Below are 26,620 nucleotides of genomic sequence, written 5' to 3'. Positions count from 1 at the left end.
AAATCTTTGTGGCAGTAGACCTCAGCCAGGCCCCGACCCGTAGCGATCCGCGCGATCGCTACGATGATCCACTGCTCGACAGCCTGCTGTCACTTTGCAGTCTGCACCAGAAGCCGGTCAGTCGGGCCATGCTCACGGCCGGCTTGCCACTGCCCGAACAACGCCTGAGTGTCGAGTTGCTGCCCCGTGCAGCGGCTCGCGCCGGCCTGCAAGGGCGTTGGTTGCGCCGCAGTCTGCACAAGATCCCGACGTTGGCCATGCCTGCGCTGCTGTTGCTGCGTGAAGGTCGCAGCGCGGTCTTGCTCGGTTGGGACGAGCAGGGTCGTGCGCGGGTCATGCCCAGCGAGAGTGAGGGTGGTGAGGTTCTCCTCAGTGCCGAGATGTTGGACGAGGATTACAGTGGCCAGGTGTTCTTTGCCCAGCCGCTGCACAAGTTCGACTTCAATCGCGGCGAGCTGATTCCACGGGCGACTTCCTGGTTTCGCGACACGCTCAAGCGCTCCCGCTGGCTCTATATAGACGCAATCGCGGCCAGTTTCCTGATCAGTCTGATCGGCCTGGCCACGCCGCTGTTCGTCATGAATGTTTACGATCGGGTGGTGCCCAACCAGGCAGAGGCCACGCTCTGGGTGCTGGCGATCGGTATCTGTGGCGTGTATCTGTTCGATCTGCTGCTGAAAACCTTGCGCGGTCTGTGCCTGGATCTTGCGGGCAAGAAGACCGACCTGATTATTTCGGCGACGCTGTTCGAGCGTGTCGTCGGCATGGCCATCAAGTATCGTCCGGCGCGAGTTGGTAGTTTCGCCCAGAACATCCACGAATTTCAGAGTCTGCGCGATTTCCTCGCCTCACTGACCCTGGCCAGTGTCATCGATCTGCCATTTACCCTGTTGATTTTGGCGGTCATCGCGATGATCGGCGGCCACCTGGTGTGGATCCCGGTATTGGCCTTTCCGCTGGTCGCCCTGATCGGCTGGGCGTTGCAGCGACCCCTGGCGGAAACCATGGAGCGCACCATGGCGCTGGCCGCCGAGCGCCAGTCGAGCCTGATCGAAAGCCTCGCCGGACTGGATGCGGTCAAGGTCAATAATGCCGAGAGCGAGCGCCAGTATCTGTGGGAACAGACCATCGGCACCCTCAGTCGCCTGGAGTTACGCGCGCGCATGCTCTCCAGTCTGGCGATGAATGCGACGATGCTGCTGCAGCAACTGGCCGGCGTAATCGTGATCGTCTTCGGTGTTTACCAGATCATCGACGGCCAACTGAGCATGGGTGGCCTGATTGCCTGCTACATGCTCAGCAGTCGTGCACTCGGCCCGCTGACCCAATTATCTGGCCTGCTGACCCGCTACCAGCAGGCTCGTGTCACCCTCGAGTCAGTCAATCATATGATGACCCTGCCGCAGGAGCGTCAGGAAGAGGAGCGTCCGCTCAAGCGTCAGTCATTGCAGGGTGCCATCGAGTTCCGCCAGCTGGATTTCCATTATCCGGACCAGCAGCAGGCCGCCCTGCAGAACATCAACCTGGTGGTGCGACCCGGCGAGAAGATCGGCATCATCGGTCGCAGCGGCTCTGGCAAGAGTTCGCTGGCCAAGCTGATTGTCGGCTTGTACCAACCGGATGCCGGCAGCCTGTTGGTCGACGGCGTCGATGTGCGCCAGCTGGATGTCAGCGATCTGCGCCACAACATCGGCTACGTGCCCCAGGATATCCAGCTGTTTTCCGGCACGCTGCGCGACAACCTGATGGTGGGTGCGCGCTACGTGGAGGATGAGCTGGTCTTGCAGGCATCCGAGTTGGCTGGCGTGCATGAGTTCGTGCGTCTGCATCCCAAAGGCTACGAACTGCAGGTCGGCGAGCGTGGGCAGAACCTTTCTGGGGGACAGCGGCAGAACGTTGCCCTGGCCCGGGCGTTGTTGCTCGACCCGCAAATCCTGCTGTTCGACGAGCCGACCAGCGCCATGGACAACACCGGCGAAGAGCGGCTCAAGCAGCGCCTGGCTGCCGTTATCGGCAGCAAGACCCTGCTGCTGGTTACCCACCGTGCCTCCATGCTCAGTCTGGTCGACCGGCTGATCATCGTCGACCGTGGGCAGATCATCGCCGACGGCCCTAAAGGCAGTGTCATGGAAGCGCTGAAAAAGGGGCAGATCAGTGTCAGTTAAACCACCGTCAAAAGGTCTGCGTCAGGCTCTTGCGTCTTACTTCGGCAGTCATGACGCCATGGGCGACGAGCCGCTGCCGGAAGTCAGCAAGGCGCTGATCGAGGATGCGCCCAGGATCATTCGCCTGACCATCTGGGGCTTGATCGCCTTCGTTGCCTTCTGTTTGCTGTGGGCGCATTTCGCCGTGGTCGACGAGGTCACCCGTGGCGATGGCAAGGCGATTCCATTCTCACGGCTGCAGAAAATCCAGAACTTGGAAGGCGGTATCGTTTCCGAACTGTTTGTCCGCGAGGGGCAGATTGTCAATGTCGGCGATCCGCTGCTGCGTCTGGATGACACGCGTTTTGCCTCCAACGTCGGTGAGACCGAGGCCGACCGCCTGGCCCTGCTGCTGCGGGTCGAACGCCTCAGTGCGGAAATACAGGATCGCGAACTGGTAATTGTCGCCGAAGTACGCGAGAAGGTGCCGCGTCAGGCCGAGAACGAGGAGCAGTTGTTCAACAGCCGGCGCCAGCAGCTGCTGGACGAGGTCGCCGGGCTGGAGCAGCAGTTGCTTCAGCGCCGCCAGGAATTGCGCGAGTTTGCTTCCAAGCAGAACCAGTTTCGCAACAGCCTGGAGCTGTTGCGCCAGGAAATTCGCATGTCCGAGCCACTGGTGGCCGAGGGCGCGATTTCCCCGGTTGAAGTGCTGCGTTTGAAGCGTGCCGAGGTGGAGAGTCGCGGCCAGCTGCAGGCCACCACCCTGGCGATGCCGCGTGCCGAGGCCGCGATCAAGGAAGCCGAGCGCAAGATCGACGAGACCCGCGGGCGTTTTCGCAGCGATGCGCTGACCCAGTTAAATGAGGCGCGCACCGATCTGAGCAAGATCCAGTCGACCGGCAAGGCGCTGGAAGATCGGGTCAATCGCACCCTGGTTACCTCACCCGTGCGCGGTATCGTCAAGCTGCTGCTGGTCAACACCATCGGTGGAGTGATTCAGCCGGGCAGCGACCTGGTGGAGATCGTGCCGCTGGGCGAGAACCTGCTGGTGGAGGCGCGCATCCGTCCGCAAGATATTGCCTTCCTCCATCCGGGGCAGGAGGCCATGGTCAAGTTCACCGCCTATGACTACACCATCTACGGTGGGCTCAAGGCCGAGCTGGAGCAGATTGGCGCGGACACCGTGACCGACGACGATGGCAACAGCTTCTACGTGATCAAATTGCGCACCAACAGGAGCCACCTGGGCAGCGAAGAGCATCCGTTGCTGATCATTCCCGGCATGGTCGCCTCGGTAGACATCATCACCGGCAAGAAAAGCGTGCTCAGCTACCTGCTCAAACCGATCATCCGTGCCCGCGCGGAGGCGTTGCGCGAGCGCTGATCGGAGCTATGGGTAGATGAAAAAGCCGCAGGAATCTGCGGCTTTTTGCTATCTGCAGATCGTAGCCTGGATGCAATCCGGGAACGGTGTAGTAGGCGCGAACCTCTCCCCGGATTACATCCGGGCTACACGAGCTGCGATCCGCAGCCCTGCGTTACTCGACAAATAGCCAGTAGGGCGGGTGCAACCCGCCGTTGGCTTTGCGCTTATTCGACGAACAACTGCTGCACCACCGAAAAATCCTGCTGGCCCTTGCCTTGCTTGAGCAACAGGCGATACAGCTGCAGGGCCAGGGCGCCCATCGGTGTGCTGCTGCCGCTGTGTTGCGCGGCTTCCTGGGCCAGGCCGAGATCCTTGGCCATCAATTCGGCCATGAATCCACCGGAATAGCCTTTGGATGCCGGGGCGTTTTCCATTACGCCGGGCCAGGGGTTGTATTTTTCCAGGGTCCAGTTGCCGCCGGAGCTCTGGCGCATGATCTCGGCCAGCACGGCCGGCTCCAGGCCGTTGGCCACGCCCAGGGCCATGGCTTCGGCGGTAGCGATCATCTGCACCGCCAGGACCTGGTTGTTGCACACCTTGGCCACCTGGCCGGCGCCATCGGGACCGGCGTGGAAGATGTTGCTGCCCATGGCAGTGAAGACTGGACGGGCTTTTTCCAGGGTGCTGGCCTGGCCGCCGATCATGAAGGTCAGGGTGCCGGCGGCGGCGCCGGCGGTACCGCCGGAAACCGGTGCGTCGAGCATCTCCAAGCCACGCTCGGCCGCCGCCTTATGCACCTGGCGCGCAGACTCCGGGGCGATGGTCGAGCACTCCAGGACCAGGGTGCCGGGCTTGAGCGCCTTGAGCAGGCCGCCGTCGCCCAAGTACAGGCTTTCGACATGCCGGCTGGCCGGCAGCATGCTGATCACCACGTCGGCGCCTTGTACGGCGTCGCTGGCACTGCTCGCGGCTTGCGCCCCTTCCTTGGCCAGTTCGTCGATGGCCGCTTGCACCAGGTCGAAGACGTTGAGCGTGAAGCCGGCCTTGAGCAGGTTGCGGGCCATGGGCAGGCCCATATGGCCGAGGCCGATAAAGGCGATCGTTGTCATGGTTATGCTCCTTATCTGGAACGCCCGTTTGGTTGTGCTGCGGGGCGTAGGATGGGTTGAGCATAGCGATACCCATGCTGTCGGGTTGGGTTGCGCTGGTGGGTTACGGCGCAATCAATAAGCGTATGTGACCGATGCAGCGTGCCATGCGCCTAACCCACCCTACGATCCGATGCGCACGGCGCCCCCTAAAGCTGGTTACAGATCCGCCAGCGGATGCTCGCCTTCCCATGTGGCCTCGAAGTGCGAGTCGATCACCTCTGCGGGGATGCTGGCCACATCCGGCCAGTGCCAGCGGGGTGTTTGGTCCTTGTCGATCAGGCGCGCGCGTACACCTTCGGGGAGTTCCGGGTGGCGGCAGCAATTCAGGCTCATGGCGTACTCCATCTGGAATACCTGGGCCACTGACAGGTGGCGGGCGCGAGCGATTTGCTGCCAGACCAGATGCGCGCTCAGCGGGCAGCCGCCGGCCAGGGTCTTGGCTGCGCGCGCCAGCAGCAGGTCGCTGTTGTTGTGCAGGGCGGTGAGGGCGCGCCAGGCGGTGGGCAGATCAGCCTGGTCGAGCACCTCGTCGATGCGTTCGCGGCGCGGTAGCCATTGGGCTTCCGGCAGTTCGCCGAGGGCCTCGTGCTGCAGGGCCTTGAGCAGGCTGTGCAGTTGCAATTGTGGTTGTTCCAGCCAGTTCAGTTGCACCAGCCCTTCGATCAGGGCGTCTTGTTGCTCGTCGAGCAGGAAACGGTCAGCCAGGTCCAGGTCCAGGGCGTCGCGGGCGTTGATGCTGCTGGCGGTGAGGCCGAGGAACAGGCCGAGCTTGCCCGGCAGGCGGGCGAGGAACCAACTGCCGCCGACATCCGGATACAGGCCGATATTGATTTCCGGCATACCCAGGCGACTGCTCGGGGTGACGATGCGCACCCCGGCGCCCTGCATCAGGCCCATGCCGCCACCCAGCACATGGCCGTGGGCCCAGCAGATCAAGGGTTTCGGGTAGGTATGAAGACGATGGTCGAGACGGTATTCGTCGGCGAAGAAGCGCCGCGCCAGAGGCGGTACTTCGCCGGGGTGTTCGCGGCACTGCTGCGCCAGTTGCACCACGTCACCGCCGGCGCAGAAGGCTTTGGCACCGTTGCCACGCAGCAGCACGCAGGCGATGGTCGGGTCATCGGCCCAGGCCGCGAGTTTTGCATCCAATGCCTCGATCATCGGCAAGGTCAGGGCGTTCAGGCTTTTTTCTGCATCCAGGCTGGCGATGCCGATCCGAAAGCCATGCAGGCTGTGGTGTTCTTCGAAAATCACGTTCATGTCGCGGGTTCCTGGTGCGCACGGCGCACGCTCGGGGAATGGGCTTTATTTATTGCGCCACTGTGGCGCGCGTTTTTCCAGGAAGGCGTTCACCCCTTCGCGGGTATCGTCGGCGTCGAACAGGTCGATGAAGCGCTCGCGTTCTTCGCTCAACCAGGTGCTCGGGCTGCGTGCGCGGGCGCCCTGGATCAGCGGTTTGATGGTGCGTACCGCCACCGGGCTCTGCCGCGCGACTTTGGCCGCCAGCAGCAGGGCATGGCCGCGCGCTTCGCCGCTGTCGACCAGTTGTTCGACCAGGCCGATGCGCAGGGCGGTTTCGGCGTCGATGCGCTCGCCACAGAGGATCATGCGCTTGGCCCAGCCTTCACCGACCAGCCAGGCCAGGTGTTGGGTGCCGCCGGCGCAGGGCAGCAGGCCTACCGCGGCTTCCGGCAGGGCCATCTGCGCCTGGCGTTCGGCGATGCGCAGGTCGCAGGCCAGCGCGCACTCCAGGCCGCCACCCATGGCGTAGCCGTTGATCGCGGCGATCGACACACCGCGAAAATCGCGCAGTGCCTCGAAGGCTTCGCCGAAGCGCCGGGCCATTTCCCGCGCGCGGGCCTTGTCGCCATCGGCGAACAGGTTGAGATCGGCGCCGGCGCTGAAGAACTTGCCGCCCTGGCCGGTCACCACCAGGGCGTAGATGTCGTCGTCGTGGTTGAGGTGCTCGATCAGTTGCTTGAGGCCGATCAGCGAGTCGCGGTCCCAGGTGTTGGCCGGCGGATGGTTGATGGTGATCAGCGCGGTGTGGCCGTGCTTTTCCACGGTGATCTTGTGGGTCAGGTCGAATAGACCGGGGTGGTAGGGTTCGATGGCGTGGCTCATAAAAATCCTCATGTCGGTCATGTAGGGCGGGTGCAACCCGCATAGCAAATGGCGGGTTGCACCCGCCCTACGAAAAGGGTCACAGCAGACGATCGAGCATGCCGCCCTGGTCGAGCAGGCGGCGGGCGATGATCACCCGCATGATTTCGTTGGTGCCCTCGAGGATCTGGTGCACGCGGCTGTCGCGGACCCAGCGTTCCAGCGGGTAGTCGTTTAGATAACCGTAGCCGCCATGCAGCTGCAACGCATCGTTGCACAGGGTAAAGCACTGATCGGTGGCGAAGCGCTTGGCCATGGCGCAGTACAGGCTGGCCTCGCCGTGCTGCCGATCCAGCTTGTGCGCAGCCAGGCGCACCATCTGCCGGCTGGCCGTGAGATCGGTGAACATGTCGGCCAGCTTGAATTGCAGGGCCTGGAACTCGCTCAGCGGTTTGCCGAACTGTTTGCGTTGTTCCACGTAGCGCAGCGATTGTTCCAGCGCCGCCTGGGCCGCGCCGAGCGAGCAACTGGCGATGTTGATACGGCCGCCGTCCAAGCCCTGCATGGCGTAGACGAAGCCCTGGCCCTCGGGGCCGATGCGGTTGCCGGCGGGGATGCGCACGTCCTCGAAGCTGATGGTGCGGGTCGGCTGGGCGCGCCAGCCCATCTTCAGTTCGTTGCGGCCGTATTTCACCCCGGCGGCATCGGCCGGCACCAGGAAGCAGGAAATTCCCTTGGCGCCGCTGTCTTCACCACTACGTGCCATGACGATCAGCACGTCGGTCGAACCAGCGCCGGAGATAAAGCACTTGCTGCCGTCGATCAGGTAGGCATCACCGTCACGTCTGGCGCGGGTACGCAGGTGGGCGGCGTCGGAACCGGCATCCGGCTCGGTCAGGCAGTAGGAGGCGAGCAGTTCGCCGCTGACCAGGCGCGCGAGCCAGGTGTCTTTCAGCGCCTGGTCGGCAAAGGAGGCGAGCATCCAGGTCGCCATGTTGTGGATGGTGAGGAAGGCCGTGGTGGCGACGCAGCCGGCGGCCAGTTGCTCGAAAATCAGCGCGGCGGACAGCCGTGATAGGCCCAGGCCGCCGTCGTCTTCCTTGATGTACAGGGCCAGGTAGCCCTGCTCGGCGGCCTGCTTGATAACGTCCACCGGGAAGTGGTGGTCGCGGTCCCAGTCGGCGGCATGGGGCGCCAGTTCGCGGCTGGCAAAAGCGCGGGCGCTGTCGACCAGCAGGCGTTGTTCATCGCTGAGTTCGAAATCCATAAGTCCTCATTGCAGGGTCAGGGGTTGCCCGGTGGCGCGTCTTTCAGCCTGCCATTCGGCCAGGCTGGGCGCCACCTGGTCGGCGTCGAGACGGTCGACGATTTCAAAGTAATCCTGTTTCAGCGGATCCTTGAGCACTTCGGCGCGGGCTTTGACTTTGACGGCATACACCGTCTGCAAGTTCTGGTGATCGAAGGCGCGCCACTCTTGCGGGCCCTTGAGTAGCTGGTAACGGTGACCTTCCAGGGCCTTGATCAAGGCCTCGCTGTCCAGGCTCTTGGCCCGCTGCGCGGCGTCGGCCCACTGATAGACGATGCTGTAGGCCGAGGCAGCGGAGCTGGACGGGTACATCGCATAACGCTGGCTGAAGGCGTTGACGAAGGCTTCGCCCTGGGCGGACTTCTCCAGTTTAGGCACGCGCCAGGTCCACGGCTCGGTGCCGAGCACGCCTTGCATCAGGCCGGGGCCGGCTTGCTCGATGATGCTCTGGGTCAGGTTGGGCGCGACTATCTGCATGCGTTCGGTCAGGCCGAGATCCTTGGCGATGCGCATGGCCCGCACCAGATCCTCGCCGAACAGCACCAGTGTCAGTACCTCGGCATCGCTCGCCGCAGCCTGGTTCAGCACATCCATGTAATCGGCCAGGCGCGCGCCGGGGAAGGGCACCTTGAGCCCTGGGTGTTTGCCGGTATCTTCGCTGCCGGTGGTCTGGCGTAGCGAGCTTTCCGTGGTATGGCCCCAGGTGTAGTCGGAGGTCACGTAGAAATAGCGCTTGTCCGGCAGGTGCTTGCTCAGGTACTGGCCGAGCACCCGCGCGCTCATCCAGGCGTTGTTGCACTCGCGGAACAGGTAACGGTGGGCATCTTTGCCGGTGGTGTCGTTGGAATAGGTGAGGGTGCCGAAATACAGCAGGCCATGGGTCGCCGCGCGCTGGCCGGAAGCGATGGCCACCGCGCTGGAGGAGCCGCCGAACAGCATGGCCGCGCCCTCACTGGCCAGCTTGTCGACATTGCGCACGGCTTTCGCCGGGCGCGAGGCGGTATCGCGGCTGGACAGGCGCAACGAGCGCCCGAGCACGCCGCCCTTGGCGTTGAGCTCGTCGATGGCCAGCAAGGCGCCGCGCATCTGGGCCAATCCTTCTTCCTTATAGGGGCCGGTGCGCGGGTAATTGAGGCCGAGGGTGATCGGCTCGGCGGCCTGCGCACAGGCGGTTAATCCAGCCCAAAGGGCCAGGGCGGCAGTCAGTCGTTGCATGGCAGCTTTCCTTGTTCTTGTTGTCGGAACCAGGAGGACTTTTTACGCCCTTAGACTAATTGCCGAGATCGTCTATTGGTCTAACAGACCCTACGCCGTTCTCATTTCAACTGAATAGTCATGTTCGCTCCCGCCACGGCGTCTTCATCGAACCAGCGGCTGGTGACCGTCTTGGTCTCGCTGTAGAAACGTACGGCCTGTTTGCCGTAGGCGTGCAGGTCGCCGTAGAACGAGCCTTTCCAGCCGGTGAAGGAGAAGAACGGCAGCGGCACCGGCACCGGAACGTTGATCCCGACCTGGCCGACTTCCACCGCGTGCTGGTAATGCCGCGCCGCGCCACCGGAACGGGTGAAGATCGAGGTGCCATTGCCATAGGGGCTGGCGTTGACCAGTTCGATTGCCTGCTCCAGGGAGTCGACTGCCATGCACACCAGCACCGGGCCGAAGATTTCCTCGCGGTACAGGCCCATCTTGGTTGTCACCCCACGGAACAGGGTCGGGCCCAGCCAGTTGCCGTTGGGGTAGCCCTCGACCGCACAGTGCGAACCGTCGAGCAGGCACTCGGCGCCTTCCGCCTTGCCCTCGGCGATCAGGCGCAGCACCCGTTGCTTGGCCTGCTGGCTGATCAGCGGACCAAAAGCCGCATGGCCGTCGGTCCAGTAGCCGGGTTGCAGGTCGGCCATCTGCGCCTGCAGCTCATCGATCCACTGCTGCGACTCACCGACGAACACCGCCACGCTGATCGCCATGCAGCGCTGCCCGGCCGCGCCGCAACTGGCGCCGACCAGGTTGCTCAGCACCTGCTGCTTATTGGCGTCGGGCATGATCACCATATGGTTCTTGGCCCCGGCGAAGGCCTGCACGCGCTTGAGGTGGGCGGTGCCGGTGCGGTAGATGTGCTGGCCGACCGACACCGAGCCGACGAAGGAAATGGCACGGATATCCGGGTGAGTGAGCAGGCTGTCGACCACCTCGCGCCCACCATGTAGCACCTGCAACACGCCCTTGGGCGCACCGGCCTCGATAAACAGCTCGGCCAGGCGGTTGGGGGTCATGGGGTCCTGTTCGGACGGCTTGAGGATAAAGGTGTTGCCGGCGGCGATGGCCAGGGGAAACATCCACAGCGGAATCATGGCCGGGAAGTTGAACGGGGTGATGCCGACGCAGACGCCGAGCGGCTGAATCCAGCTGGCGGTATCGATGTCACTGGCCACGTTCTCCATGGTCTCGCCCATCATCAGGCTGGCGATATTGGCCGCCTGTTCGACCACCTCGATGCCGCGCCAGATATCGCCCTTGGCATCGGCCAGGGTCTTGCCGGTTTCCTTGGCGAGGATTTCCGCCAGTTCGTCGTGGTGTTCCTTGAGCAGGTGCTGATAACGCAGCATCAGCCGTGCGCGCTCGGACACCGGCACTTCGCGCCAATTCAGAAAGGCCGCCTTGGCACTGGCGATCGCTGCTTCGATTTCCTCGGCGGTGGCCTTGGGCGCCAGGGCCAGCACTTGCTGGGTCGCCGGGTCAGTGACTTCGATGAATTCGCGGGTACGGCTTTCGCGCCATTCGCCTTCGATCAACTGCGGGAGTGCCTTGCTCATCACGTTCTCCACCTTGGCTCAGCGACAGATCCTAGTGCTCTTAGTGTTATAGCCGGGGAAAGCGCGCTTGTGGATTGACGATCTTGGGCAATGGATGGACGATCTTGGCATTGAGTTGTTGGAGGGAAGATGAACGCTCGGATTGAAACATCGAACTGGCCATTGCCGGCCAACGGCGTGCGCTTTATCACGCCGCCGCGCCTGCGGCGCATCCTGAGTCACCATCCACTGGCCTCTAGCTGCTATCCGCTGGCCCTGGGGTTCTATCCAGACGCGGGCGGACACCGCATGAAGCGGCCGCTTCCGGACGATCACCTGCTGATCTATTGCCGTGCCGGGCAGGGCTGGCTGGAGTCTGGGGATGGACGAATCGCTGTCGCTGGTGGCGATCTGCTGCTGTTGCCCAAGGGTATTCCCCACGCCTATGGCGCGGATCCCGGCAAACCCTGGACGCTGTACTGGGTGCACTTCGATGGCGAGCTGGTGGCGGAGTTCTTGCGCCCATTGGGCAAGGGGCCGATCTGGCGCATCGGCGTGCAACCGCGCCTGCTCGCCGACTTCGATGCACTGCTCAATCTGCGCAAGCAGGGCCTGAACCTGGCGCACTTCATCTATGCTGCCCACCAGTTGCAGGCGCTGCTGGCCTCCCTGGCGGTACTGCCGGCGCGGGCCAAGTTGAAATCGGGGCGGGTGCTGGACGTCGATGCGGTGCAGGCGGTGATGCGCGCCCACCTGCACGGCTCGCTCAACCTCGATGAACTGGCGGCGCAGTTCAAGTTGTCGCGGTTTCACTTCGCCAAGACCTACCGCGCGCTGACCGGCCATGCGCCTATCCAGGCGTTCATCCAGCTGAAAATGGCCCACGCCTGCCGCCTGCTCGACGAAGGCCAGCAGGGCATCCGCCAGGTCGCCGAGCAGTTGGGCTACGAGGACGTCTACTACTTCTCGCGGCTGTTTCGCAAAGTGGTGGGTATGGCGCCCAGTCATTACCGGGCGTTGCATCAGGGCTGAGAGCTTGTGCGGCGGCCGACCGCGAACGCAGCGTCTTCTACACCCGGGCGATGGTCGCCAGGCCGGTGGCGATGATCTTCTCCTCGCCGTGGTTGACGGCAAACACATCGGCGCGGCATACCGCCTGGCGCTTGCCGGCCTTGATCACCTCGCTGCGGCAGATCAGCTTGTCGCCGACGGCTGGGGCCAGCAGGTTGACCTTGTACTCGCTGGTGACTACGTCGCCCACCAGTGAGGCGGCCGCCCAGGCGCAACCGCTGTCGATCATAAAACCGACCACCGCGCCATGGGTGTAACCGTGGTGCTGGCTGAGTTCCGGGCGACTGTGCAGCTGCAGGCTGACCTTGCCGGGGGCGAAGTCCAGCAGTTCGGCGCCGAGCAACTTGGCAAAGGCGGAGTGTTCTAAGGCCTGCTCCAGGCGCTCACGGCTGATGCCGATGGGGTTGTCCATCTGGGGGGCTCCTCTGGGTTGGTTGTCCCAGTTTCGACTGCCTGCCGGGCTGTCGCCATCTGCATCCAGGCGGATGATAAGGGTCTATTCGTCTGCGCCTTGACTTGCCTGTGAGGCTTCTCTAGCGTGCCGGCTTCAATTCGTTGACTCGGGAATCAGGCATGACCTCCGCCGATAACATCAAGCTCGAAGCGGGCTGGAAAGAGGCCCTGCGCGAGGAGTTCGCCAAGCCCTATATGCAGGAGCTGGCCGACTTCCTGCGCCAGGAGAAAACCGCCGGCAAGGAGGTCTATCCGCCCGGTGCGCTGATCTTCAATGCGCTCAACTCCACTCCGCTGGAGCGGGTCAAGGTGGTGATCATCGGCCAGGATCCCTATCACGGCCCGGAGCAGGCCCATGGCCTGTGCTTCTCGGTGCAGCCGGGGGTAGCCACGCCGCCGTCGCTGTTGAATATCTACAAGGAATTGAAGCGCGACCTGAATATCGACATCGCCGGCCATGGCTGCTTGCAGCATTGGGCTGAGCAGGGCGTGCTGTTGCTCAACACCTCGCTGACGGTCGAGCGCGGCATTGCCGGTTCCCATGCGGACAAGGGTTGGGGGGTATTTACCGACCGGGTGATCGAGGTGGTCAGTGAGCAATCTCCACATCTGGTGTTTCTGTTGTGGGGCAAGCATGCGCAGAGCAAGACGCGCCTGATCGACCCGAGCAAACACCTGGTGCTGTGTTCGCCGCATCCCTCGCCGCTGTCGGCCCACCGCGGGTTTATTGGCAACGGTCACTTCAGTCGCTGCAACAAGTTCCTCGTGCAGCACGGCATGCCGCCTATCGACTGGCGCCTGCCTGAACTGTAACCGGAGCGGCACAAAGCTGCCGGGCAAGGTCGTGACGCAGCTCGTGCAGGCGCGCCGTCAGGTGTTCGCGCTGTTTGCGGTCGGCGCTAGCGAGCAGGTCGCTGAACAACTCGGCCAGCGCTTGCCGTGAGCGCGAGTAGGCCGCGCGGTAGCGGGAGTCATGGAACGACTCGCGTTGCTGCAGCAAGCGTGTCAGGCGTGCGGGGAAGTCGGCACTGCGCCGTGCATCGACAGCGGCGCGAAATTCGGTTTGCCAGTGCAGGCGGTTGTCCAGCCACAGCCGATTTTGCTCGCCCGCCGCCTGCGCCCACTGAGCGATACGCGCCTGTTGCGCGTCATTCAGCCGGCCAAACCAGGGGCGCAGGCGCTTGTGCATGCGCGTGGCGCGTTGGCTGATCTGGGTCGCCAGCGGCGGCTCGAGAAATTCCTGACGATCCTCGCGGTTGTCTGCATCGAGCGCGGCATACAGGTCGGCGACTTGGCTGGGGTTGAGACTTCGCAGCAGCGCAATGGCGGTCGGCGTGATTTCGCCCGTGATGCGCTTGAGCGCCAGATCCAACTCGGCGAACTGCTCGCTCAGTTGGGTGGCGCTGGGGTGCGCCTGTGCGAGCAGACCTTCAGTGCCTTGCAGCCAATCGATATACAGCGCTAGCTCGCTGCTGCAGTGCCACTCCAGATGGGCCTGCAGGCGCGGCATGAACCAGGTTTTCTGTGCATGGTTCAGGTTCAGGTAAGCGTTCAGCTGCCAGGGGATCAGCCAGTCGAGGTTGCGATAGGCCAGGTCGACCCGGCTACAGGCGGCCAGCAGCACGCTGAGGGCGATCAGCAGGAGCGGGCTTTTCAGGTGGGGCCAGCGCGGCAGAGTCATGCGGTTTGCCTCGGCGGGGGTGATCTATCGGCGCTTGCGCAGCAATGCCTGGCAACTGCCGCGCGATGGCTTGCACATACGCGAAGGTTAGCGCGCTCGGGCAGGTATTGGGGCGATTGCAATATTCGCTATAAAAAGAGCCCGCGCGAGGCGGGCTAAACGTGGTCGAAATATTCGCTAGCGACGTTGCCACAGCCGGAACAACGGCTCGGCCAGGAACATCACCAGAAACAGACGCAGCACTTGCAACGCGGTGACCAGCGCTACCGACAGGTGCAGGGCTTCGGCGGTCAGACACAGCTCGGTAATACCGCCGGGCATCATGCCGAGCATCAGCGAGTCCTGGTCTTCGCTGGCCAGCCAGCCGAGGCCGTTGGCCAGCAGCGCGGCGCTGAGCATGGCGAGCAGGCTGAACAGCAGAATGCGGGCGAGAAAACCCGGTGCGCTGCGAAAGAAGGCGCGGTCGAAGTGGCAGCCCAGGGCGCAGCCGATCAGCCACTGACCGACTTGGCCGAGTCCGTTCGGCAAGCCGATGTGCAGGTCGAAGCTGACGCTGGCGACGGCGCACACCGTCAGCGGCCCGAGCATCCAGGGGTTGGGTTGTTTGAGCCTTTTCCACAGCAAGGCCAGCAGCGCGCCGGCGGGTAACAGTGCGGCCAGCCAGGGCCAGCTCACCGGCGCAGCCGCTGGCGGTTCGATGGGTGGCAGGCTCCAGGTGAAGATGGCCGGAATCAGCAGCACCACCAGCAACAGGCGCAGGCTGTGCGCCGCCGCAACGCGGGCGACCTGGGCATCATGGCGTTGCGCCAGGTTGACCATTTCGCTGGCACCACCCGGCATGCTGGAAAAGAACGCGGTGGCGCGGTCGACCCCGGAGCGGCGTAACAGCGCGATACCGATCAGGCTGAGCAGCAGGGTCGCCAGGGCGCCAATCAGGATTACGCCGAAATGACCGAGCAACTCGCCCATCACCTCGCTGGTGAAGTGCAGGCCCATGGCGCTGGCGACCAGCCATTGTCCGGTTTGTCGGCCGCCGGGGATTTCCGTGACCAGCCAGCCGCTGCAGCGTGCCGCGATGACCGCCAGCAACGAGCCGATGATCCACGGCAAAGGCCAGCCGATCAGGCTGGCCAGGTAGCCGCCGATCAGACCGATCAGCGGGGTGGCCCAGTAGCGACGCCACTGGGCCAGGGCGCAGAGATCAAGCATTGGCTAGCTGAGAGACGCGCCGCGTACGCCACCAGCGCAGGGCGGGCATCACCAGCATCAGCGCGGTGAGCGCCCACAGGCACAGGCTGATCGGGCTGCTCCAGAGGATGTTGAGGTCGCCGGCCGAAATCGACAGGGCGCGGCGCAGGTTGTCTTCCATCAATTCACCGAGGACGAAGCCGAGGATCAGCGACGACAGCGGGAAATCCAATTTGCGCAAAATATAGCCGAACACGCCGAGGCCAATCATCAGCACCAGGTCGAAAGTGGTGCTGTGTACTGCATAGACACCGACCATGCTGATCGCGGTGATCGCCGGCACCAGCACCCAGTTGGGTACGCTGAGCATGCGCGCGAACAGGCCGACCAGGGGGATGTTCATCACCAGCAGGAGCACGTTGCAGATGAACAGCGAGGCGATCAGGCCCCACACCACATCCGGTTGCTGTTCGAACAACAGCGGGCCGGGCGTGATGTTGTACAGGGTCAGGGCGCCGATCATCACTGCGGTGGTGCCCGAACCCGGGACGCCGAGGGTCAGCATGGGGATCAGCGAGCCGCAGGCCGAGGCGTTGTTGGCCGCTTCCGGCGCGGCCAGGCCGCGCAGGTCGCCTTCGCCGAATGTGCCGCTGGCGCCGGCCATACGCTTCTCGCTCATGTAGGTCATGGCGCTGGCGATAGTCGCGCCGGCGCCCGGCAGCACGCCGATGACAAAGCCGGCAACCGAGCTGCGCACCATGGTCCAGAAGGTGAAGCAGAACTCCTTGAAGTTGAACAATAGGCGGCCGCTGGTCTTCACCGCCTTCTGCCCGCTGTGGGTTTTTTCCAGCATCAACAGCACTTCGCTGACGCTGAAGAAGCCGATCACCACGATGACGAACTGGATGCCGTCGGACAGGCTGACGCTGCCGAAGGTGAACCGGTACACCCCGGTGGTCGAGTCCACGCCGACGGTGGCCAGGGCCAGGCCGATCAGTGCCGCCATCAGGGTCTTCACCGGTTTGTCGCCGACCATGCCGCCGAGGCAGGCGATGGCGAAGATCATCAGCACGAAATACTCGGCCGGGCCGAAGGCCACCGCCCATTTCGCCAGCAGCGGGGCGAACAGCACCACGCCGCAGGTGGCGATGATGCTGCCGACAAAGGAGCTGACCGCCGACAGTGACAAGGCGATCCCGGCCTTGCCCTGGCGCGCTAGCGGGTAGCCGTCGAGGGTGGTCATCACCGCGGCGGCGTCGCCCGGCACGTTGAGCAGGATGGCCGAGATACGTCCGCCGTATTCACAACCGAGGTACACGGCCGCCAGCAGGATCAGGGCGGTTTCCGGCGGCAGGCCGAGGGCGAAGGCCAGCGGCAGCAGCAGGGCCACGCCGTTGATCGGGCCCAGGCCCGGCAGCAGGCCGACAATGGTGCCGACGAAGGCGCCGAACAGCGCCACCAGCAGGTTTTCCGGCCGGGTGGCGACCTCGAAGCCCTGCATCAAGAAATTCAGCGTTTCCATTTTCAGTTCTCCACAAAGGCTTCGAACAGGCCCAGCGGCAGCGGCACGTCCAGCAGGTAATCGAATAAACCGTAGAGCAGCGCGCCCATCAGCACGCCACTGATGGCGCAGGGCAGCAGGCGGCCGGTGAACAGCAGGCCGAGGGCGAAGGTGCACAGGGTGGTGCTAATGATGAACCCCAGGGGTTCGAACAGCAGGGCGTAGGCCAATAGCGTCAGCATGCACAGCAGCGAGCGCAAGGCGCTGGAGCTGTCCAGCTTCTGCTCGAGTACACCGGGCTTGACCAGCAGCCACAGCGAACCGGCAGCCATCAAGGCCAGCAGCAGTAGGGGGTAGGCGCGGGGGCCGACCGGGTCGTAGGCGAAGGGCGCCTGGAAACCCCAGGCAATGACGGCGAGCACGGCGCAGAAAAGCAGCCAGATCGCAGCGAACAGGCGGACGTACATGGCGGTAGTCTCGTGAAAAGGTACAGAGTTGAACGCAGCAAGCGCGATTGCGGGCGCCGGTCAGAGCAGCCCCAGGGCTGCCTGACCGAGCGCGCCGGCGCGTTACTCGCGCATCAGACCGAAGGCATCGGCCAGCACCTTGTAGTCTTCAACCTGCTTGAAGACCAGGGCTTGCAGTTCGTCGCCAGTCACCGACAGCGGCAGCAGGTCGCGTTGCTCACGCAGCTTGGCGAAGTCCTCGCTGGCAAGCAGGGTGTCGAACTGCTGTTTCCACCAGTCGTACTGCTCGTCGCTGACCTCTGGGCCGACATAGAAGCCGCGGATCACCGGCCAGCTGATGTCGTAGCCCTGTTCCTTGGCCGTGGGGATATCGGCCAGCTTGCCTGGCAGGCGCTCGTCGGCGAGTACCGCGAGGATACGTACCTTCTTCGCTTCCAGTTGCGGGGTGACTTCGCCCAGACCGCTGCTGGTCACCTGCACGTGGCCGCCGAGCATGGCGGTAAGGGTTTCGCCGCCGCCTTCGAAGGCGACGTAGCGCAGGTTCTTCGGATCGATGCCGGCCAGGCGGGCGATCAATGCGGTCTGCATCCAGTCCTGGCCACCGATGGTGGCGCCCGCGCCGAAGACGATGCTCGATGGGTCTTTCTTCAGCGCTTCGACCAGGTCGTTGAGCGTCTGGTAGGGCGAGTCGGCGCGCACGGTGATGGCGCCGTAGTCGGTGCCCACCGCCGCCAGCCAGCGCACGCCGGTTTCGTCGTAACGGCCGAACTTGCCCTGGGCCAGGTTGAGCAGGGAGCCGCTGGAGAAGGCGACAATCGTGCCTGGGTCATCGGCGCGCTGGGCGATCACCGCGTTGTAAGCCACCGCGCCGACTCCGCCGGGCATGTAGGTGACACGCATCGGTGCTTTCAGCAGGCCGCTGTCTTTCAGGCCGCTCTGCGCCAGCTTGCAGGTCAGGTCGAAGCCGCCGCCGGGCTTGGCCGGGGCGATGCACTCGGGGCGCTTGGGTTCTGCGGCCAACAGTTGGCCGGCGAAAGCCAGGCAGGCGGTGGCCAGGGCGAGGCGGGTAAAGGCAGTTTTCATGGTTGGTTCCTCTCGATTGTTATTGTGGGTTACCAGATCGGCAGTGTGTAGCCGACGATCACGCGGTTTTCGGTTGCATCGCGGGCGAAGTCGGAACGGAAGTTGGCGTTGCGCAGGCGCACATAGAGGTTCTTCGCCGGGCCGCTCTGCACCACGTACTTGAGTTCGATGTCGCGTTCCCATTCGCTACCGGTGGCAGTGCTGCCAGCGATGCGTGCATCGTCGCCGCTGACGTAACGGGTGAGAAAGCTCAGACCGGGCAACCCAAGTGCGGCGAAGTTGTAGTCGTAGCGGGCCTGCCAGGAGCGTTCGTCGGCGTTGGCGAAGTCGTTGATCTGGACGAAGTTGACCAAGTAGGGATCGCTGCCGTCGAGATAGGCATAGCCGGTGTCACCGCTCATTTTCTGGTAGGCCAGGCTGAGCTTGTGGCCGCTGTGGGCGTAGCTGAGCACGCCGTTGAGTGCGCGGTTATCGACCTTACCGGCGTTGGCCGCGCCCGTGTCGTCGCTGAGCATCAGGCGCAGATCGGCGGCCAGGGTGCCGCCAGCCATGGGATAGCTGGCGAGCAGGTTGAAGAAATTCTGCCGGTAGATGTCGTCCAGCTCGGCATGGAAATAGCGTCCGCTCAATCCCTTGGCGAACTGGTAATCGAGACCGGCCAGGTCCAGGTGATCGGCAGTAATGCCGCCGGGGAAACGGCGGTTCTTGCTGTTGAGCACCAGATCCTCGGAGTTGGTCGAAGCACGGTCGATGACCTTGTCCAGGCGCCCGCCGGTGAAGGTCAGGCCCTCAAACTCAGAAGACGTCAGCAGGCCGCCTTCGAACACCTGGGGCAACAGGCGGCTGTCGCTGGCCTTGACCACCGGTAGTTCGGGCACATGCGAGCCGTAGCGCAGTTCGGTGCTGGAGGCCTTGACCTTGGCGGTCAGGCCCAGGCGGCTGAACTGGTCCGGGGTGCCGCCGTCGTCCTGCACCGGCAACAGGTCGGTGCCGGTACGCCCGCCGCCGGAGTCGAGCTTGACGCCGAGCATGCCCAGGGCGTCGAGGCCAAAGCCGACAGTACCTTCGGTGTAGCCGGACTGGATGTCGAGGAGAAAGCCCTGGCCCCATTCTTCGCGCTTGTTCTGGCCAGTGCCTTCGCGGAAATCACGGTTCAGGTAGATATTGGTCATGCTCAGGCTGGCTTTGCTGTCGTCGACAAACGCGGCCTGGGCGGCAGGAGCGAGCAGTGCGGCGGTTACGGCTAGGCTAAGCAGATGCGCAGGCAGCAGGGCCTGACGGGATGCGAACGGCATCATGTGGTCTCCATTGTTGTTTTTGTCACGGCTGCACACCACTGTGCGGTCCGTTCAGGTAGGTGGATCGAGCCACCTGGGACTGATCCTATGAGGTCAAGCTTTCACCAAGCTTTCAGCTCTGAAAGTTTTTTTGCGGCGGCTGTTCGCCAGCATTTAGACCATTCACAGGGCGCCTCGCGTCTGTAAACTGCGCCACGGACGGCGTGGTCGGTAGCGATTGTCTGACTCGATTCTGGAGGGAGGTGGCGGTGCGAATTCTGCTGGTCGAAGACCATCCGCAACTGGCGGCGAGCGTGGCCCAGGCCCTGAAAAGCGGCGGCTGGACGGTGGATGTGCTGCACGACGGAGTGGCCGCCGACCTGGCCCTGGCCAGCGAGGAGTACGCCCTGGCGATTCTCGATATCGGCTTGCCGCGCCTCGATGGTTTCCAGGTGCTGGCGCGTCTGCGCGCACGCGGCAAAACCTTGCCGGTGCTGATGCTGACCGCCCGTGGTGAGGTTAAGGATCGGGTGCACGGGCTCAACCTCGGTGCCGACGATTACCTGGCCAAACCCTTCGAACTGAGCGAACTGGAGGCGCGGGTCAAGGCGCTGCTACGGCGCAGTGTGCTGGGCGGCGAGCAGCAGCAACGCTGTGGCGAACTGGTCTACGACCTGGCGACCCGGCGCTTCAGTGCGCGGGGAGCAAGCCTCAGCCTGACCGCCCGTGAGCAGGCGGTGCTGGAGGCCATGATCGCCCGGCCAGGGCGGGTGATGAGCAAGGAACAACTGGCCGCCCAGGTGTTTGGCCTGGACGAGGAGGCCAGCGCCGACTCCATCGAGATCTACGTCCATCGCCTGCGCAAGAAGCTCGAGGGCAGTGGCGTGCGCATCGTTACTTTCCGTGGGCTGGGATATTTGTTGGAGGCGGTCGGTGACTGAGGGCTGGAGGCGCGGAATGGCTGAGGTCGGTAGCCTGCGCGGGCGGCTGCTACGGCGTCTGGCGCTGCTGCTGGCACTGATTCTGCTGGTCAGCAGCTTGAGTGCCTATTGGAGTGCCCGGCGCGCCGCCGACACCGCCTATGACCGCACCTTGCTGGCGTCGGCGCGGGCGATTGCCCAGGGCCTGTACACCGACGATGGCAGGCTCAAGGCCAACGTGCCCTATGTCGCCCTGGATACCTTCGCCTACGACAGCGCCGGACGCATCTACTACCAAGTGCTGGATCTGCGCGGGGAGTTGGTCTCCGGTTACGAAGATCTGCCGGCTGCGCCTCCCGGCACACCGCGCACCGACGATTACCCGGCACTGGCGCATTTCTACGATGGCACCTACCGCAACCAGGGCGTACGCATGGTCAGCCTGCTGCAACCGGTCAGCGAGCCACTGCTCAATGGCATCGCCGAGATCCGGGTGGCCGAGACCCTGGGGGCGCGCGAGCGCATGATCCGTGAATTGCTGGTCGGCACGCTGTGGCGCATGGGCTTGCTGGCGTTCAGCGCATTGCTGCTGGTGTGGCTGGCGGTGAGTGCCGCGTTGCGCCCCCTGGAGCTGTTGCGGCGCACCGTGGCCGCGCGCGCCAGTGACGATCTGCGCCCGCTGGCGGATGCCGAACTGCCGCGTGAGCTACGCCCGTTGGTGAATGCCTTGAACCAGTTCAATGACCGTCTGCGCGGCCTGTTCGAGCGCCAGTCGCAATTTATCGCCGATGCCGCTCATGAATTGCGCACGCCCTTGGCGGCGCTCAAGGCGCGGGTCGAACTGGGTCTGCGCGCGCAGGAGCCGGCCGCCTGGCGCAGCACCCTGGAAGAGGCCGCGCAGAACACCGACCGCCTGACCCAGTTGGCCAACCAACTGCTCTCGCTGGCGCGCATCGAAAGCGGGGCGCGGGCGATTGCCGAGGGCGGCGCGCACCGTCTCGATCTCAGCCAGTTGGCCCGTGAGCTGGGCCTGGCGCTGGCGCCCCTGGCCCATGCGCGCGGTATCGCCCTGGCGCTGGAGGCCGAGCAGCCGCTGTGGCTGCGCGGCGAGCCGACCCTGCTCAACGAGCTGTTGTGCAACCTGGTGGATAACGCCCTGGCGCATACCCCGGCCGGTGGCAACGTGATCCTGCGGGTGCTGGCGCCAGGCATCCTCGAGGTCCAGGACGATGGCCCGGGGATCCCTGAGGACGATCACGAACGGGTCTTCGAACGCTTCTATCGGCGCAGTGCACAGGGGGTTGGCAGCGGCTTGGGCCTGGCCATCGTTGGCGAGATTTGCCGCGCCCATCAGGCGCGCATCAGCCTGCATCAGGTACAGCCGCAGGGGTTGCTGGTGCGGGTGGAATTTCTGCTCGAGGACGCCTGATCAATTCGCTATCGCTCTGCTATCGCAAGCCTATGCGGCGGCGAGCAGGCCGCCGCATAGGCTTGCGCTTTACTGCAGCATGCCCATGGCCGCTTCCATGGCCGCGGAGAGATCTTCGTCGTCATTCATGTTCTGGTTCGGGTCCAGGCCGAGCTTGCTGAATGCCGGGATTTGGCTCCAGTCCAGCTGGGTGTAGGGATGTTGGCTGCCCAGGTAGCTCTGCAGGATGGCGACCTGGACGATGTCGACGTAGTCGACCTTGGCGCTGTCGCGGGTGAAGTCCAGGTGCTGGCTCGGCACCATGGCGATCAGTTCCGGGAAGTCCCAGGTGCGCAGAATCTTGTCCCCGATAATTGGATGAATTTGCTCGATCACATGGTTGAGGCTGATTGAATCGGACAGCAGTTCGTTGTGGTCTTCGGCGTAAGTGAGGATCGGCAGTACGCCAATCTGGTGCACCAGGCCGGCCAGGGTCGCCTGGTCCGGCATCAAGCGGGTGTAGTGCTTGCACAGCACGTGACAGATTCCGGCGATTTCCGTGCTTTTGTTCCAGACTTCACGCATTTTGCGGTCGACCACGTCCGAGGTGGCCTGGAACATCTGTTCCATCGCCAAGCCGGTGGCCAGGTTGCAGGTGTAGTTGATGCCCAGGCGGCTGACGGCCATCTGCAGGTCGGTGATTGCCTTGGTGGTGCGCAGCAATGGGCTGTTCACCACCTTGATGATGCGGGCGGTCAGCGCCGCATCGTTGCCGATTACCTTGCTGATCTGCGGAATGCCGATGTCCGGGTTTTCTGCCGCTTCACGGACTTTCAATGCGACTTCCGGCAAGGTAGGCAGTACCAAATCATCGTTGTCGATGGCCTTGATCAGTTCCTGTTGGACTTTTTCGGCAAGTTTGCTCATGGGGCAGATCTCTTCGGTAATCGGCTGCAGGTGCAGTGTGGTTAGCGCTGGATTTCGAGGTTGCTGTCCAGGGTGTAGGGCAGGTCTAGCAGTCTGAGCGGCAGGCCGTGCGGCGTACCGAGGTGAATGCGTCCGTCGCTGACCGCGTCCTCCAACAATACGGCGAGCAGCTCGAAGCCGCTGTCGCTTTGCGCGGCCAGCACCACTTCACCGACGCTGCCGTTGCGCTCGGGGGTAAACAGTTCGAGTGCCGGCGCGGGTAGGTGCTCGCCGTCCACTGCCAGGCGATACAGGCGGCGCTTGAGTTTGCCGAGGTACTGCATGCGTGCGACGATTTCCTGGCCGGTGTAGCAGCCCTTCTTGAAACTGACAGCGCCCAATGCCTGCAGATTGAGCATTTGCGGGATGAACAGCTCGCGAGTGGGGCCGAGCACCTGGCCGATGCCGGCGCGCACCTGGGCCAGCAGCCATTGATTCAGTGGGGCGTGCGCCAGCTGTGCAGCCAGGTGGGCGTGCAGGCTGTCGTGCTGGGCCGCTGGTGCCCAGAGTTCGGCGCGGCCGTCGCTCAGGCGCAGCGCCAGCAGGTCGTTGGCCCGCGCCACGCTGTCGGCGTGGCGGGGCAGGTCGAGGCCGAGGCTGGCCAGCGCGGCGTCGCCGTCATGCAGGCCGAAACGTACCCAGGCAGCGCTTTCGTCGATCAGCTTGGACTTGCTGAATGCCGCGTATTTCTGCAAGTCGAGTAGTTGCGACTCGACCAGCTCGCTGGCCATTGCCAGCAGGAAGCCGTCGGCCACGCTGACAATCCGGAAGCTCGACAGCATGCGGCCTTTCGGGGTGCAGCGCGCACCGAGGCTGGAGCTGACATCGCTCAGGTAGTTGAGGTTGCAGGTCAGTTGGCCCTGGAGGAGTTTGCTCGCATCAGGACCGCGAACGGCGAGAATGCCTTCGTGGCTGAGAGTGGAGAAAAACGCGGAATCGGCCATAGGGATAAACAATCGCTGGATGAAAGTGAGGGCATCATCATAAAAGCAGCCACAAGTCTCAAGCTACAGGCTTTGCGTAAAAGCCGAGAAATAGCTTGAGTAGGGCTGGGTTCGAACCGTCCAGGATTGGCTTGTAGCTTGTGGCTGACTGTTATACTGCGCCGCTTTATCCCTGCCAGGCTCTATCAAGGAACCGCCCCATGGTCGATTCGACAGAACTCAATCGCCTTTACTGGCACAGCCGTCGCGGCATGCTGGAGCTGGATGTACTGCTGGTGCCATTCGTCAAGGAGGTTTATCCAACCCTCGATGCCGAAGATCGCGAGCGTTACCGCAAGCTGCTCGAGTGTGAAGATCAGGATATGTTCGGTTGGTTCATGCAGCGGGCCGAGTCTGAAGATGCCGACCTGCAGCGCATGGTTCGCATGATTCTGGACCGTGTCCAGCCCAAGTGACAGCTTCGAGTGCCGCTGGCAGCCGTCGCGGCGCTTGCTGCTGCTCTACGGGTTGGTTCAGGCGCTAGCGCTGCTCAGCTTGTCGCTTGTCGCGATGCCGCTGTGGGCGCTGTCGCTGGGCGTCGTCCTGTGTCTGGGGCATGCCGCCTGGGTATTGCCGCGGCATATCCTGCTGAGTGCGCCGCAGGCGTTCGGCGGGCTGCGTTGCACGGCCGATGGTTGGCAGCTGTGGAGTACTGCTGGCGGCTGGCAGGCAATCCAGTTGCGCCCCGACAGTCTGGCGTTGCCGTTGGTCGTGGTGCTGCGCTTTAGTCTGGCGGGCGAGCGCCGGGTGCGCGGCCTGTGTATCCCGCATGATGGCATGCCGCGAGATATGCACAGGCGCTTGCGTGTGCGCCTGAAATTCAGTCGGCGTAGATGGGTGGCTGCAGAATAGTGTCTTTGGCCACGGGCAACTGCTGCGGGTAGTCCAGGGTGTAGTGCAGGCCGCGAGACTCCTTGCGCTGCATGGCCGAACGGATCATCAGTTCGGCCACCTGCGCCAGGTTTCTGAGTTCGATCAGGTCGCGGCTGACCTTGTAGTTACTGTAGAACTCGTCGATCTCATCCAGTAACAAGCGCACCCGATGTTCGGCGCGTTGCAGGCGCTTGTTGGTGCGCACGATGCCGACGTAGTCCCACATGAAGCGCCGCAGTTCATCCCAGTTGTGCGCGATGATCACGTCTTCATCCGAGTCGGTCACCTGGCTGGCATCCCAGGTCGGCAGGTTGGTCGGCGCACTCACCTCATCCAGTTTCTGCATGATGTCGGCCGCCGCCGAGCGGGCGTAGACGAAGCACTCCAGCAGCGAGTTGCTGGCCATGCGGTTGGCACCGTGCAAACCGGTAAAACTGGTTTCACCAATGGCGTACAGGCCCGGTACATCGGTGTGTCCGCTCTGGTCGACGACTACGCCGCCGCAGGTGTAGTGCGCGGCTGGCACGACCGGAATCGGCTCGCGGGTGATGTCGATGCCGAAGTCGAGGCAGCGTTCATAGACGGTGGGGAAGTGCGTTTTGATGAAATCGGCCGGCTTGTGGCTGATGTCCAGGTACACGCAATCCACGCCGAGGCGCTTCATTTCGTGGTCGATGGCGCGGGCCACGATGTCGCGTGGGGCCAGTTCGGCGCGGGCATCGAAGCGCTGCATGAAACGTTGACCATTGGGCAGTTTGAGCAGCGCACCTTCGCCGCGCAGGGCTTCGGTGACCAGAAAGCTTTTGGCCTGCGGGTGGTACAGGCAGGTCGGGTGGAACTGGTTGAACTCCAGGTTGCCGACCCGGCAGCCGGCGCGCCAGGCCATGGCGATGCCGTCGCCGCAGGCGCCATCCGGGTTGCTGGTGTACAGATATACCTTGGCCGCGCCGCCGGTGGCGAGGATGACGAAGCGCGCGCCATAGGTGTCAACCTCGCCGCTGGCACGATTGAGCACATAGGCGCCCAGACAGCGTTCGCCAGCCAGATCGAGTTTGCGGGCGGTTATCAGGTCAACCGCCACGTGCTGCTCGAGCATTTCGATGTTGGACCGCAGCTTGGCCTGCTCGAGCAGGGTCTTGAAGATCGCCGCGCCGGTTGCGTCGGCGGCGTGGATGATGCGTCGATGGCTGTGACCGCCTTCGCGGGTCAGGTGAAACTCGAAGCCGCCGTCTTCGCGGGCAGTCTGATCGTCGCGGGTGAAGGGCACACCCTGGTCGATCAGCCATTGAATCGCTTCGCGGCTGTGCTCCACGGTGAAGCGCACCGCCTCTTCGCGGCACAGGCCGGCACCGGAATTGAGGGTGTCGTCGACATGTGACTCGACGGTATCCATGTCGTCCAGCACTGCTGCCACGCCACCTTGGGCCCAGTAAGTCGAGCCATTGGCCAGATTGCCCTTGCTCAGCACGGCAATACGCAGGTGCTCGGGCAGGGTCAGCGCCAGGGTCAGGCCGGCGGCCCCGCTGCCGATGACCAGAACGTCGTGTTGGTAGTGTTGGCTCATGTCGTGATTCCGCAAGTAAGCGGCCCCTAGTATATAGAGGGGGCGGGCGGCACAATAGCCGGCTTATGACCTACTGTGGCACTGGGGAACTTTCTTAGTCTTTCAGGTTCCATAAAGGGTCGCCCGTAGAGGACAGTGCTTATTTGACGGGGGTGCGTTGAAGGCTTTCAACAGCTTTCAATCGCCGGCAGATGAGTGGTCTAAGACTATTTGCGCAGCAGGGCTTACAGGCCGTTGCTGCGTCACTCCGTGCAGGACATAAAGCGTTCTGCAGGAAGCTTGTTTGGAGGGGAGAACTTTTGCGCAACGTCCGGGTCTATCTTGGC

At 63.6% G+C, this 26,620-nt stretch carries 24 protein-coding genes; 8 read left to right on the top strand and 16 right to left on the bottom strand.

Annotation, left to right across the window (positions count from 1 at the left end; translation table 11 throughout):
• Positions 1 to 8: 8 nt before the first annotated feature.
• Together VCJ09_RS17910 and VCJ09_RS17905 are read left to right on the top strand one after the other, a co-directional pair.
• The gene (locus VCJ09_RS17910) at positions 9 to 2,165 is read left to right on the top strand and encodes a type I secretion system permease/ATPase (RefSeq protein ID WP_324731455.1); all 2,157 of its coding nucleotides are present in this window, start codon (positions 9 to 11) and stop codon (positions 2,163 to 2,165) included.
• A 58-nt stretch (positions 2,166 to 2,223) separates the two neighbouring features.
• A complete protein-coding gene (locus tag VCJ09_RS17905; RefSeq protein WP_324734683.1) occupies positions 2,224 to 3,528 on the top strand; it encodes an HlyD family type I secretion periplasmic adaptor subunit in 1,305 nt (434 codons plus the stop codon).
• A 206-nt stretch (positions 3,529 to 3,734) separates the two neighbouring features.
• Here the strand turns inward: VCJ09_RS17905 and mmsB are convergent, their stop codons facing one another.
• The 6 genes from mmsB to VCJ09_RS17875 form a co-directional block, all read right to left on the bottom strand.
• Positions 3,735 to 4,733, bottom strand: a complete 999-nt coding sequence (gene mmsB / locus VCJ09_RS17900; protein ID WP_324731454.1) for a 3-hydroxyisobutyrate dehydrogenase — start codon at positions 4,731 to 4,733, stop codon at positions 3,735 to 3,737.
• Positions 4,734 to 4,817: 84 nt separating this feature from the next.
• Positions 4,818 to 5,921, bottom strand: a complete 1,104-nt coding sequence (locus tag VCJ09_RS17895) for an enoyl-CoA hydratase/isomerase family protein (RefSeq protein ID WP_324731453.1) — start codon at positions 5,919 to 5,921, stop codon at positions 4,818 to 4,820.
• A gap of 45 nt (positions 5,922 to 5,966) precedes the next feature.
• A complete protein-coding gene (locus tag VCJ09_RS17890) occupies positions 5,967 to 6,785 on the bottom strand; it encodes an enoyl-CoA hydratase (protein ID WP_324731452.1) in 819 nt (272 codons plus the stop codon).
• A gap of 79 nt (positions 6,786 to 6,864) precedes the next feature.
• Positions 6,865 to 8,031: an acyl-CoA dehydrogenase family protein gene (locus VCJ09_RS17885; protein ID WP_324731450.1), complete on the bottom strand. Its 1,167-nt coding sequence runs from the start codon at positions 8,029 to 8,031 to the stop codon at positions 6,865 to 6,867.
• Between the two features lie 6 nt (positions 8,032 to 8,037).
• Entirely contained in the window at positions 8,038 to 9,285 is a 1,248-nt protein-coding gene (locus VCJ09_RS17880) for a substrate-binding protein (RefSeq protein ID WP_324731449.1), read from the bottom strand.
• Positions 9,286 to 9,386: 101 nt separating this feature from the next.
• Positions 9,387 to 10,880 (bottom strand): CoA-acylating methylmalonate-semialdehyde dehydrogenase, encoded by a 1,494-nt coding sequence (locus tag VCJ09_RS17875; RefSeq protein ID WP_324731448.1) that lies wholly within the window; start codon positions 10,878 to 10,880, stop codon positions 9,387 to 9,389.
• Between the two features lie 129 nt (positions 10,881 to 11,009).
• Here VCJ09_RS17875 and VCJ09_RS17870 point away from each other — a divergent pair, with 129 nt between their 5' ends.
• The gene (locus VCJ09_RS17870) at positions 11,010 to 11,891 is read left to right on the top strand and encodes an AraC family transcriptional regulator (RefSeq protein ID WP_324731447.1); all 882 of its coding nucleotides are present in this window, start codon (positions 11,010 to 11,012) and stop codon (positions 11,889 to 11,891) included.
• A 37-nt stretch (positions 11,892 to 11,928) separates the two neighbouring features.
• Here VCJ09_RS17870 and VCJ09_RS17865 read toward each other — a convergent pair whose 3' ends face one another.
• Complete coding sequence (locus VCJ09_RS17865) at positions 11,929 to 12,342, bottom strand: PaaI family thioesterase (RefSeq protein WP_324731446.1); 414 nt, start codon at positions 12,340 to 12,342, stop codon at positions 11,929 to 11,931.
• A 161-nt stretch (positions 12,343 to 12,503) separates the two neighbouring features.
• Between VCJ09_RS17865 and ung the strand changes: the two genes are divergently transcribed.
• On the top strand, positions 12,504 to 13,196 hold the full coding sequence (gene ung / locus VCJ09_RS17860; protein WP_324731445.1) for a uracil-DNA glycosylase: 693 nt from the start codon (positions 12,504 to 12,506) through the stop codon (positions 13,194 to 13,196).
• Here ung and VCJ09_RS17855 read toward each other — a convergent pair.
• The 6 genes from VCJ09_RS17855 to VCJ09_RS17830 all read right to left on the bottom strand — a co-directional run bounded on the left by VCJ09_RS17855 (position 13,168) and on the right by VCJ09_RS17830 (position 19,601).
• A complete protein-coding gene (locus VCJ09_RS17855) occupies positions 13,168 to 14,064 on the bottom strand; it encodes a DUF6279 family lipoprotein (protein ID WP_324731444.1) in 897 nt (298 codons plus the stop codon). The genes ung and VCJ09_RS17855 overlap by 29 nt on opposite strands.
• Before the next feature lie 177 nt (positions 14,065 to 14,241).
• Entirely contained in the window at positions 14,242 to 15,273 is a 1,032-nt protein-coding gene (locus VCJ09_RS17850; protein ID WP_324731443.1) for an AbrB family transcriptional regulator, read from the bottom strand.
• Entirely contained in the window at positions 15,266 to 16,774 is a 1,509-nt protein-coding gene (locus VCJ09_RS17845) for a tripartite tricarboxylate transporter permease (protein ID WP_324731442.1), read from the bottom strand. Before VCJ09_RS17845 ends, VCJ09_RS17850 begins: the two co-directional genes overlap by 8 nt.
• Positions 16,775 to 16,776: 2 nt before the next feature.
• Positions 16,777 to 17,220 carry a tripartite tricarboxylate transporter TctB family protein gene (locus VCJ09_RS17840; RefSeq protein WP_324731441.1) on the bottom strand — a complete coding sequence of 148 codons (444 nt, stop codon included), beginning with the start codon at positions 17,218 to 17,220 and terminating at the stop codon, positions 16,777 to 16,779.
• A 102-nt stretch (positions 17,221 to 17,322) separates the two neighbouring features.
• Positions 17,323 to 18,303, bottom strand: coding sequence for a Bug family tripartite tricarboxylate transporter substrate binding protein (locus tag VCJ09_RS17835; RefSeq protein WP_079202853.1), 981 nt, complete (start codon positions 18,301 to 18,303; stop codon positions 17,323 to 17,325).
• A 29-nt stretch (positions 18,304 to 18,332) separates the two neighbouring features.
• A complete protein-coding gene (locus tag VCJ09_RS17830; protein WP_407692979.1) occupies positions 18,333 to 19,601 on the bottom strand; it encodes an OprD family porin in 1,269 nt (422 codons plus the stop codon).
• 248 nt (positions 19,602 to 19,849) lie between these two features.
• Here VCJ09_RS17830 and VCJ09_RS17825 point away from each other — a divergent pair, with 248 nt between their 5' ends.
• Together VCJ09_RS17825 and VCJ09_RS17820 are read left to right on the top strand one after the other, a co-directional pair.
• Complete coding sequence (locus VCJ09_RS17825) at positions 19,850 to 20,521, top strand: response regulator (RefSeq protein ID WP_324731437.1); 672 nt, start codon at positions 19,850 to 19,852, stop codon at positions 20,519 to 20,521.
• Between the two features lie 16 nt (positions 20,522 to 20,537).
• Complete coding sequence (locus VCJ09_RS17820; RefSeq protein ID WP_324731436.1) at positions 20,538 to 21,929, top strand: sensor histidine kinase; 1,392 nt, start codon at positions 20,538 to 20,540, stop codon at positions 21,927 to 21,929.
• 69 nt (positions 21,930 to 21,998) lie between these two features.
• Here the strand turns inward: VCJ09_RS17820 and VCJ09_RS17815 are convergent, their stop codons facing one another.
• Together VCJ09_RS17815 and ygfZ are read right to left on the bottom strand one after the other, a co-directional pair.
• On the bottom strand, positions 21,999 to 22,835 hold the full coding sequence (locus VCJ09_RS17815; protein WP_079202851.1) for an HDOD domain-containing protein: 837 nt from the start codon (positions 22,833 to 22,835) through the stop codon (positions 21,999 to 22,001).
• 41 nt (positions 22,836 to 22,876) lie between these two features.
• A complete protein-coding gene (ygfZ, locus tag VCJ09_RS17810; RefSeq protein ID WP_324731435.1) occupies positions 22,877 to 23,818 on the bottom strand; it encodes a CAF17-like 4Fe-4S cluster assembly/insertion protein YgfZ in 942 nt (313 codons plus the stop codon).
• Between the two features lie 200 nt (positions 23,819 to 24,018).
• Here ygfZ and VCJ09_RS17805 point away from each other — a divergent pair, with 200 nt between their 5' ends.
• Both VCJ09_RS17805 and VCJ09_RS17800 read left to right on the top strand, forming a co-directional pair.
• Positions 24,019 to 24,273: an FAD assembly factor SdhE gene (locus VCJ09_RS17805; protein ID WP_324731434.1), complete on the top strand. Its 255-nt coding sequence runs from the start codon at positions 24,019 to 24,021 to the stop codon at positions 24,271 to 24,273.
• A complete protein-coding gene (locus VCJ09_RS17800; protein WP_079202848.1) occupies positions 24,257 to 24,709 on the top strand; it encodes a protein YgfX in 453 nt (150 codons plus the stop codon). The genes VCJ09_RS17805 and VCJ09_RS17800 overlap by 17 nt, the downstream gene beginning before the upstream one ends.
• Here VCJ09_RS17800 and nadB read toward each other — a convergent pair.
• Complete coding sequence (nadB, locus tag VCJ09_RS17795; protein ID WP_324731433.1) at positions 24,678 to 26,294, bottom strand: L-aspartate oxidase; 1,617 nt, start codon at positions 26,292 to 26,294, stop codon at positions 24,678 to 24,680. The genes VCJ09_RS17800 and nadB overlap by 32 nt on opposite strands.
• Positions 26,295 to 26,620: the final 326 nt, after the last annotated feature.

The organism is Pseudomonas paeninsulae (assembly GCF_035621475.1).
Classification (GTDB): domain Bacteria; phylum Pseudomonadota; class Gammaproteobacteria; order Pseudomonadales; family Pseudomonadaceae; genus Aquipseudomonas; species Aquipseudomonas paeninsulae.
Note: the sequence above shows the minus strand (reverse complement) of the source record. Positions and strands in the feature narration are given on the sequence as shown.

Bases quoted from the DNA above. Each gene is read 5' to 3' on its own strand.
- VCJ09_RS17905 (WP_324734683.1), top strand. From the start codon at position 2,224: ATGGGCGACGAGCCGCTGCCGGAAGTCAGCAAGGCGCTGATCGAGGAT.
- VCJ09_RS17895 (WP_324731453.1), bottom strand. From the start codon at position 5,921: ATGAACGTGATTTTCGAAGAACACCACAGCCTGCATGGCTTTCGGATC.
- VCJ09_RS17890 (WP_324731452.1), bottom strand. From the start codon at position 6,785: ATGAGCCACGCCATCGAACCCTACCACCCCGGTCTATTCGACCTGACC.
- VCJ09_RS17885 (WP_324731450.1), bottom strand. From the start codon at position 8,031: ATGGATTTCGAACTCAGCGATGAACAACGCCTGCTGGTCGACAGCGCC.
- VCJ09_RS17880 (WP_324731449.1), bottom strand. From the start codon at position 9,285: ATGCAACGACTGACTGCCGCCCTGGCCCTTTGGGCTGGATTAACCGCC.
- VCJ09_RS17875 (WP_324731448.1), bottom strand. From the start codon at position 10,880: ATGAGCAAGGCACTCCCGCAGTTGATCGAAGGCGAATGGCGCGAAAGC.
- VCJ09_RS17870 (WP_324731447.1), top strand. From the start codon at position 11,010: ATGAACGCTCGGATTGAAACATCGAACTGGCCATTGCCGGCCAACGGC.
- VCJ09_RS17865 (WP_324731446.1), bottom strand. From the start codon at position 12,342: ATGGACAACCCCATCGGCATCAGCCGTGAGCGCCTGGAGCAGGCCTTA.
- ung (WP_324731445.1), top strand. From the start codon at position 12,504: ATGACCTCCGCCGATAACATCAAGCTCGAAGCGGGCTGGAAAGAGGCC.
- VCJ09_RS17855 (WP_324731444.1), bottom strand. From the start codon at position 14,064: ATGACTCTGCCGCGCTGGCCCCACCTGAAAAGCCCGCTCCTGCTGATC.
- VCJ09_RS17850 (WP_324731443.1), bottom strand. From the start codon at position 15,273: ATGCTTGATCTCTGCGCCCTGGCCCAGTGGCGTCGCTACTGGGCCACC.
- VCJ09_RS17845 (WP_324731442.1), bottom strand. From the start codon at position 16,774: ATGGAAACGCTGAATTTCTTGATGCAGGGCTTCGAGGTCGCCACCCGG.
- VCJ09_RS17840 (WP_324731441.1), bottom strand. From the start codon at position 17,220: ATGTACGTCCGCCTGTTCGCTGCGATCTGGCTGCTTTTCTGCGCCGTG.
- VCJ09_RS17835 (WP_079202853.1), bottom strand. From the start codon at position 18,303: ATGAAAACTGCCTTTACCCGCCTCGCCCTGGCCACCGCCTGCCTGGCT.
- VCJ09_RS17830 (WP_407692979.1), bottom strand. From the start codon at position 19,601: ATGATGCCGTTCGCATCCCGTCAGGCCCTGCTGCCTGCGCATCTGCTT.
- VCJ09_RS17820 (WP_324731436.1), top strand. From the start codon at position 20,538: ATGGCTGAGGTCGGTAGCCTGCGCGGGCGGCTGCTACGGCGTCTGGCG.
- VCJ09_RS17815 (WP_079202851.1), bottom strand. From the start codon at position 22,835: ATGAGCAAACTTGCCGAAAAAGTCCAACAGGAACTGATCAAGGCCATC.
- ygfZ (WP_324731435.1), bottom strand. From the start codon at position 23,818: ATGGCCGATTCCGCGTTTTTCTCCACTCTCAGCCACGAAGGCATTCTC.
- VCJ09_RS17805 (WP_324731434.1), top strand. From the start codon at position 24,019: ATGGTCGATTCGACAGAACTCAATCGCCTTTACTGGCACAGCCGTCGC.
- nadB (WP_324731433.1), bottom strand. From the start codon at position 26,294: ATGAGCCAACACTACCAACACGACGTTCTGGTCATCGGCAGCGGGGCC.